At 70.5% G+C, this 8,236-nt stretch carries 5 protein-coding genes and 1 pseudogene; 4 read left to right on the plus strand and 2 right to left on the minus strand.

Translation table 11 applies throughout. The features are described 5' to 3' along the window. Positions 1-549 (minus strand): FAD-dependent oxidoreductase (locus MJ777_RS21210; protein WP_239377574.1); only part of this gene is annotated, 549 nt, incomplete at its 3' end. 93 nt (positions 550-642) lie between these two features. Between MJ777_RS21210 and MJ777_RS21215 the strand changes: the two genes are divergently transcribed. The 4 genes from MJ777_RS21215 (at position 643) to MJ777_RS21230 (ending at position 7,007) form a co-directional block, all read left to right on the plus strand. Next, positions 643-2,280, plus strand: coding sequence for an FAD-binding oxidoreductase (locus tag MJ777_RS21215; RefSeq protein ID WP_370652802.1), 1,638 nt, complete (start codon positions 643-645; stop codon positions 2,278-2,280). A gap of 4 nt (positions 2,281-2,284) precedes the next feature. Next, complete coding sequence (locus tag MJ777_RS21220; protein ID WP_239346058.1) at positions 2,285-2,986, plus strand: SDR family oxidoreductase; 702 nt, start codon at positions 2,285-2,287, stop codon at positions 2,984-2,986. An 85-nt stretch (positions 2,987-3,071) separates the two neighbouring features. Beyond that, positions 3,072-4,238 carry a DUF2993 domain-containing protein gene (locus MJ777_RS21225; protein WP_239377575.1) on the plus strand — a complete coding sequence of 389 codons (1,167 nt, stop codon included), beginning with the start codon at positions 3,072-3,074 and terminating at the stop codon, positions 4,236-4,238. Positions 4,239-4,538: 300 nt separating this feature from the next. Further along, complete coding sequence (locus MJ777_RS21230; protein WP_239307913.1) at positions 4,539-7,007, plus strand: ATP-binding cassette domain-containing protein; 2,469 nt, start codon at positions 4,539-4,541, stop codon at positions 7,005-7,007. Between the two features lie 60 nt (positions 7,008-7,067). On the opposite strand, the pseudogene MJ777_RS21235 reads toward MJ777_RS21230, so the two are convergent. Further along, positions 7,068-8,236, minus strand: a pseudogene (locus MJ777_RS21235) (hypothetical protein); the annotation flags it as partial.

Below are 8,236 nucleotides of genomic sequence, written 5' to 3' on the forward strand. Positions count from 1 at the left end.
CCCGCCGCGCAGGTGGACGGGCCGCAGCGCCGGCACCAGGGCCTGGGTCTCGACCGCGCTCAGCCACCGGGGGCCGGGCAGGACCGAGCGGGGGGTGCCGGCGCCGAGCCGGATCAGGTCGGCGATGTGCAGGCCGGCATCGGCGACGAGGGCGGCGGAGGTGGGGAAGCCGACCGTCAACGGGAGCACCATCGGTAGCGGCCGTACCAGGTGCGGCGCGGTGGTGCGCAGCAGGATGTCACGTTCCCGGGAGCATTGCCGGGCCAGGGCGACATCGCCAGCGGCCAGGTAGCGCACTCCGCCGTGGACGAGTTTGGAGCTCCAGCGGCTGGTGCCGAAGGCCAGGTCGTGGGCTTCCACGAGCGCGACGGACAGCCCTCGGCTCGCGGCGTCCAGCGCCACGCCCGCCCCGGTCACCCCGCCGCCGATGACGAGGACATCGACGATCGTGCCGTTCGCCAGACAGGCGAGGTCCCGATCACGTTGGCGACGATTGAGTGACCCGGCCGGTTCAGCTGCCTCAACGTGATCAGATAGCCTGCTGGGCATTTCACGGTCACGCTGTGACCACATCTGTAAAAGTGTATGTCGTGTCACCGCCGACAACGAGTTGTGATGATGACGGAAGGACACAACGGCGGGATGACGAGCCAGCGAGACGGCGGGATGACCGGGCCTGACGCCGGGACGGCCGGCTCTGGCGCCGGGACGCTCTGGTGGGGCTGGGGCACCGCGGCGGCGCGCACGCCGCTGCCCGCCGGTGTCCGCTCTCTGCTGGAACAGGTTCTGGGCGTGGACTGCCGCGACACCCCACCGGTGAGCCTGGACGCGGTGCGGCTGCCGGCGGTGAGGCTTGCCGAGGATGCGCGCGCGGCCCTGGCGGGCGTCATCGGCCCGGCCTGGGTGCACGACGACCGGGAGAGCAGGGTCCGGCACTGCCGTGGGCGTTCCACGACCGATCTGCTGCGTCTGCGCGCCGGTGACGCCATGGATGCCCCGGACGCGGTCATCCTGCCCGCATGCCACGACGAGGTGCTCGCGGTGCTTGCGGTCTGTGCCCGGTATCGGCTCGCGGTGGTCCCGTTCGGCGGCGGGACATCGGTCGTCGGCGGCTTGGCCGCGGCCTGTGACGGCGTTGCCGGTGTGATCGCGCTTGACACGGCCCGGATGAACCGGCTGGTCGGCGTCGACGCATGGTCACAGCTGGCCACGGCTGATCCCGGTCTGCGCGGTCCGGCCCTCGACGCCGCGCTTGCCACGCACGGTTTCACTCTCGGTCACCTGCCGCAGTCGTGGGAGTACGCGACCGTCGGAGGGTTCGCCGCGACCCGGTCCAGTGGCCAGGCCTCCGCCGGTCACGGCCGGTTCGACAGCATGGTCGTCGGTATCCGGCTCGCGACCCCGGTCGGCACCTGGGAGCTCGGCCGGGCGCCCGCCTCCGCCGCCGGGCCCGATCTGCGCGAACTCGTGCTCGGCTCCGAAGGAGCTTTCGGGGTCATCACCCAGGTACGGCTGCGGGTGCGTCCGCTGCCCGAGACGATCCACTACGAGGGCTGGCGCCTGGCGGGCTTCACCGGCGCGGCCGCGGTGCTGCGCATCCTGGCGCAGCGGGATCTGCTGCCGACGGTCGCGCGCCTGTCGGACGAGGTGGAGACCGCGGCCGGGCTCGGCGGCGCCGGCCAGGCCACCGCCGGCGGCGGCTGCCATCTGATCATCGGCTACGAGGGCCGGGCCGGCTGGGTCGCCGCGCGCCGGGCCGAGGTCGGCGAGCTGCTGCGCGCCGCCGGGGCGGCCGCGTTGGGGCACGATGCCGGCGCCGAGTGGCTGCGCGGCCGCTTTCACGGCCCGTACCTGCGTGACGCTCTGCTGGACGCCGGGATGTTCGCCGAGACCCTGGAGACGGCCGGCTTCTGGTCGGCCCTGCCCGGCCTGTATGCCGGGGTGCGGGACGCGATCGCCGCGGCGCTGGCCGCCGAGGATGTGCCCGGGGTGGTCATGTGCCACATCTCGCACGTCTACCCGACCGGCGCGTCGCTGTACTTCACCGTCGTGTGTCCCCAGCCCGACGAACCGGTGGCGCGCTGGGGGAGGGTGAAGGCCGCGGCCACCCGCGCGATCGTTGACGGGGGCGGGACGGTCACCCATCATCACGCCGTCGGCACCGAGCATCAGCCGTGGCTCGCGGCGGAGATCGGTGACATCGGGCTGGCGGTACTTCGCTCGGTCAAGGACACTCTCGACCCGGCGGGGATCCTCAATCCCGGAATTCTCCTACCGTAAGCGCATGCGGCAGGAGGAGCGGGCGCTGGTCATCGTTGGACCGGGGCGGGCGTTCGGCGCCCAGCTCCTGCGCCGGTTCGCCCGGGAGGGCTTCGCGCTCGGCGTGATCGCCCGGTCGGCCGACACCGTCGGGCGGATCGAAGCGGACCTCGCCAGCGACGATGTCGCGCTGCTCGGCGAGGTCGCCGATGTCACCGAACCGGGCGCCGTCACCGCGGCGTTGGGCACACTCGCGGACGCTCTCGGCGGCCTGACGGCCGTCGTCTACAACGCGAAGCTGAGCATCCGGGGCACCGCGCTGTCCGTGCCGGCGGAAACGGTCAACCAGACGCTGGCGGTCAACGTGACCGGCGCGCTCACTGTTGTGCAGGCCGCCGCGGAGCTGCTTGCCGATCGTCCCTCGGCGTGTGTGCTGCTGACCGCGGCCGGGCCGCGCACCGAGCCGGCCGCCGGCCGCCTCGCCCTCGCCATCGGCAAGGCCGGCCTGCTCGCGCTCGGGACATCGCTTGCGCCCGTGCTCCAGGCGCGCGGAATCCGGCTGCGGACCGTGGTGCTGGAGGCCCGGGTCGCGCCCGCTGGCCCGCTCGTACCGGAGGCGGTGGCCGACCACTTCTGGAATGTCTACGCGGCCCCGCGCGGATCGGTGTTCCGCCTTGTCCCGCCGAAGGCGCCCGACCGGGCGCCGCAGCTGTTCGGCGACGGCTGACGCCTGGGCCGGCCCAGGCCTCGGCTGGCCCAGGCGCGCGACCCAGTCCGTGCCAGGACCAGCCGATCGTGCGACGATTCGTCCCGTGACAAGCGGACCTGACGACGGCGTGAACCGGGGCGGCGAAGCAGAGGAGTCCACCCGTCGTCTCCCGCCGGCGGGCGCGGGCGGTACCACCGGCGGGCATCCCGGAGCGCGCCGTGCCAAGGTCGGTCCGAGCGCCCCACCCCCACCGGCGGACTCGTTCCGTCCGTCTGGCCAGCCCCCGCAGGCATGGCCCGGTCCGGCCCAGCCGGTGGACCGGACCGCTCAGGACACCCGCCGGGTCGGGGCACGACCCGGCGATGCCTATCCGCCCGATGCCTATCCGCCCGATGCCTACCCGGCCGACGCTTACCCGGCCGGCTCCGCCCAGCCGCTCCAGCCGGCCGACGATGCCACCGAGTACCCGGCCGAGGCTGACCCGGCGCGGCGGCCCCCCGTCCCGCCGCCGGTCGAGCCGATCGGCGTGATGGCCTCGCCAGCCGCCCCGCGCCGCCGCCGCCGACGGCGGCGCTGGCCGGTCATCACAGTGATCGTGTTGCTCGCTCTGCTGGTTGTGGCCGACCGGGCGGCGGTGCCGATCGCCGAAAGCCAGATGAAGGTGAAGGCGGAGGCAGCTATCACCCAAACCAGCAAGGATCCGACCGTCACACCACCCAGGGTTACCGATGTCAGTATTGGTGGCATTCCGTTCCTTACCCAGGTCCTGTTCGGCAAGTACGACGACCTGCGGGTGACGGTGACGGGTATCTCCACACCTGGGCCGCGTATCTCGGAGGTGAAAGCCAGGCTCCAGGGGGTTCACGTACCGTTCGGTGACGCGATCCGTGACCAGGTGGGGGAAGTTCCGGTCGACAAGGTGACCGCCGCTGTACAGATCAGTTATAGCGATCTCAACACATATCTGGCGGGCCTGAATTTGTCGATCGGCAAGGTACAGGTGGCGCCCGCCGGTGATGGCAAGGTCAAAGTGACCGTGAACGTGCCATTCCTGAGTTCGATCATTGGTCCGCAGGCGATCGAAACGGGTTTCACCGTCAAGGACAACAACCTCATCCTGGTTCTGCCTGGGGGGCTGGCGCTACCGGCGATCCCGTTGCCGATCGCCGGGCTGCCGTTCAACCTGCGGATCGAGAGCGCCACCGCCGGTAAGAACGGTATCGCGGTGCTGGCCTCAGCCGTTGATGTCGTCCTTCCTGCCGGTTCCTGAACCGATGTTGGTCGAATCGGCGACAGTTCCCGGACCGCCGCGCGGGTTATGCGAGATCCTCGATCCGTGCCGGATAGTGTCCGACTGACAGCCGGTCGTCTCCGGACATGCCTGATATGGCCATGACCGACACCGCGCAGTCTGCCCCTCTGCGTCGTGTCCGCGTGATTGGCCCACCCCGGCCTAGATCACGGTCCGTGGGCGGCGCTACGATCCGGACGACCCGCAAGATCGGACGATCCATGTCGAAGTAGTTCGGCGGGGCATCCGGCCTGTGTCCCGTCCTGAAGGGGGAAACACGTGCAGACGACCCTGAGAGTCGTCAGCGGCGCCAACGTGGCCACCGTGCCTGCCGGCCAGCCGTTCGTTGTCGGCCGTGCTCGCACGGCCGACTTCGTCATGCCCGACAGCCGGGTGTCCCGCCGTCATCTGTTAATCGAGCCGGTCGGGGCGGGCTGGGCCGTGCGGGACATCAGTTCCAACGGGACCTGGCTCGACGGCGAGCGTGTGCAGCGCGTGGATGTGAACGGCGAGATCCGGTTCCGGCTCGGCACCCCGACCGGGCCGGAGGTCGTCGTCCGGCCGGAGGCGCCCGCCAGCCGCGAGGTCCTCCCCCGGTTCGATGATCCGCATTTCGAGATGCCGACGATGCTGCGGGAGAGCACCAACTACGAGCCCGGACCGCAGCTGCCGAGGCAGCGCCCGCAGGCTCTGGATGACTCCGGCGCACACGACCTTGAGCGCGAGCACGAACGCCAGACGGCCTACCGGCTGCATCCCGGCACGATGTCCATCGGGCGCTCCCGCGGGAACGACATCGTCGTGGGCGACCTGTTGGCGTCCCGCCGGCACGCGGAGCTGTACGTCGGTCATAGCGGGGACGGCCCCGGCGAGGTGGAGATCGCGGACCTCGACTCCGCCAACGGCACTTTCGTCAACGGCAAGCGCATCGTCCGGGAGAAGCTGCCGCAGGGCGCAGTGATTGCTGTCGGTCACCATGTCTTCCAGCTCGTCGACGACGAGCTCGTCGAGTACATCGACTCCGGGGACGTCAGTTTCGAGGCTGACGGCCTGAACGTGTGGGCCGGCCAGAAACAGCTCATGCACGACATGACCTTCCGGCTGCCCGGCCGGGCGCTGCTGGCGGTGGTCGGGCCGAGCGGTGCGGGCAAATCCACGCTGCTCAACGCCCTTACCGGGTTCCGTCCGGCGGACAAGGGCACGGTGCGTTACGCCGGCCGGGACATGTACTCCGAGTACGACGAGCTCCGCCGCCGTATCGGGTACGTCCCCCAGGAGGATCTGCTCCATACCACCCTGACGGTGCGGCGGGCGTTGGAGTTCGGCGCTGAGCTGCGCTTCCCGCCGGACACGACCAAGGCCGAACGCGGCGCCCGGGTGGACGAGGTCATCGCGGAACTCGGGCTCACCCAGCACGCCGGCACCCAGGTGGCCAAGCTGTCCGGTGGGCAGCGCAAGCGCACCAGCGTCGCGCTGGAACTGCTCACCAAGCCCACCCTGCTCTACCTGGACGAGCCGACCTCCGGACTCGACCCGGGCATGGACAAGAACGTCATGGAGTCGCTGCGCAAGCTTGCCGACGACGGGCGGACGGTCGTCGTCGTCACCCACAGCGTGGCCCAGCTGGACCTGTGTGACTACGTTCTGGTGCTCGCCCCCGGCGGGTACGTCGCCTACTTCGGCCCGCCGCGCGACGCCCTGTCCTTCTTCGCGAAGAAGGACTACCCGGATGTCTTCCTGATGCTGGAGGCCACGGCGGGAGCGGAGTCGGCGGCTCGGTTCCGCCAGTCGCGCTACTACGTGCCGGCGTCGGTCACCGCGCCCTCGGCCCGTCCCGCGCCGGAGGAACTGCCGAGCATCCGCCAGCAGTCGGTGTTCTCCCAGCTGATCACCTTAAGCCGGCGGACGCTGGCGGTGGTCGCGTCCGACCGGTCCTACCTGCGGCTCATCGTCGTGTTCCCGTTTCTGCTCGGGCTCATACCGCGTGCCATACCCGGTAGTTTCACCCTCCCCGGGGACGGCTCGCCGAACGCGGACGCCGCCACGATCCTGCTGGTGATGGTGTTGTGCGCCTGCTTCATGGGCATGGCGAACTCGGTCCGGGAGATCGTCAAGGAACGGGCGATCTACCGCCGAGAGCGGGCGATCGGGCTGTCCCGCACCGCCTACATCGGCTCGAAGATCCTCGTCCTGACATTGATCACTACGTTGCAAGCCATCCCGTTCACCCTGATCGCGCTGGTCGGCCGGGCGCCCGACGAAGGGGTCGCGCTCGGGAACTCCCTCGCCGAGTGCCTGATCGCGGTGATCGTGGTCTCGCTGTCCTCGGCCATGCTGGGGCTCGTCATCTCCGCGCTGGTCGACAACGCGGACAAGACCATGCCGCTGCTCGTGCTTCTTACCATGGCACAGCTTGTGTTCAGCGGCGGCATCCTGCCGGTTCACGGCAAGCCCGGCCTGGAGCAGGTCAGCGTGATCGCGCCGGCCCGTTGGGGTTTTGCCGGGTTGTCCTCGGTCGGTGACCTCAACCGGATCAGCCTCGCCGGTGTCCTCCGTCCCGATGGCAAGTTGATCAACAGCAAGGTGGTCGTCGACCCGTTCTTCGATCACACCTCGTCGGCTTACTTCACCGATATCGGTGCCGGCGTGGGCATCGGCGTGATCTGCGTCATCGTGACCGCCTTCCTGATCCGCCGGATGGACCCGAAGACAGTCAAGAAGCGCAAGCCCGAACAGGCGGCCCGCTGAGCCGCTGGAGGGCTCCTGTTCCCCCTTGTTCCCCCGCTGGCGGCCCAGCCGGAGCCCGGATCAGCCGGACTGCCAGCGGGGGGTGGCGTCCAGGCCGGTGAACGTGGTCAGTCGCTGTGCGTGGGCGTCGTCGAGGCGGTTCGCATCCGTCACGTAGATCTCGCGGTTGGTGTCGCCGGGCCGCTGGGCGGTGTAGGTGATCTTTTTGTTGTCGCCGGACGCGAACGACGGGTCCTGCTCCTGACCGGGGGCCTCGGTCAGCTGTGTCGGTGTGCCCCCGGCGGCGTCCATGACGTAGATGTCCATCTCGGCGAGGTTCGTCCCGGCGCTGCGGCGGAACGCGATCCTCTTGCCGTCCGGTGACCAGCACGGGTCGGCATCAAGGCCGTTCCTGCCATCAGTGAGCTGGGTGGGCGTCGCGGCGGGGTCGAACGCGTCGATGCTGAACAGCTTGCCGCCGTTGCTCCCGTTCTCGCTGACGAAGTAGACGATCCGGTTGTCCGCCGGGGACCAGGACGGGTCGGTGGCCCCGGCGGGCACGCCCAGCTGCCGGACGCTCGACCCGTCCATCGCGATGACGTAGAGGCCGGCGGTGCCGTCGTTCGGGCCGATGTCGGCCTTGATGACGATGAACCTCCCGGTGGGATCGACCGATGCCCGAGCGTCCTGCGCGATCTGGATGTCCGCTGCCGGGCCGGAGCCGAAAAGCGAGATCGGGCCGACGCTGCCGTCCGCGGCGATCGCTTTCAGGCTGGGGGAGGAGTCACCCACCGTGTAGAGGACGGTCCTGCGTTTCGGCCCGACGATCACCGGGAGCGTGTCCGGCCGCGCGTCGCGGGTCAGCGGCCGTGGCGGCCCCACCGGGCCGTCCGCGCCGACCTGCAGGCTGTAGACGGCCTTCGTGCCGTTCTGTTCGCTGGAGTAGACCAGCGTGTCATCGCCGAGCCCGACGGCGGACTTCGGCAGGATGTCGGCCACCTTCACGTTGCCCCCCGTGCCCGAACCACGCGGCGCCAGCGCCAGCACCGCGCCGAGCACGGCCACCACGGCGACACCGCCGCCCGCGACCACGAGCGCTGTCCGGCGGCGGGGCCGCGGTACCACCCGGCCGCCTCGTACGGTGGCCGGCGTGGCCGTGTCGCGGGTGCCCGGGGCGTCGCGGGTGCCCGGGATGTGGTGCGTCGTGGTGCCGCCGAACGTGTTGGCGGGCGCGGGTAACCGCCAGTCGC

It is taken from the genome of Protofrankia sp. Cj5 (genome assembly GCF_917627405.1).
Classification (GTDB): domain Bacteria; phylum Actinomycetota; class Actinomycetes; order Frankiales; family Frankiaceae; genus Protofrankia.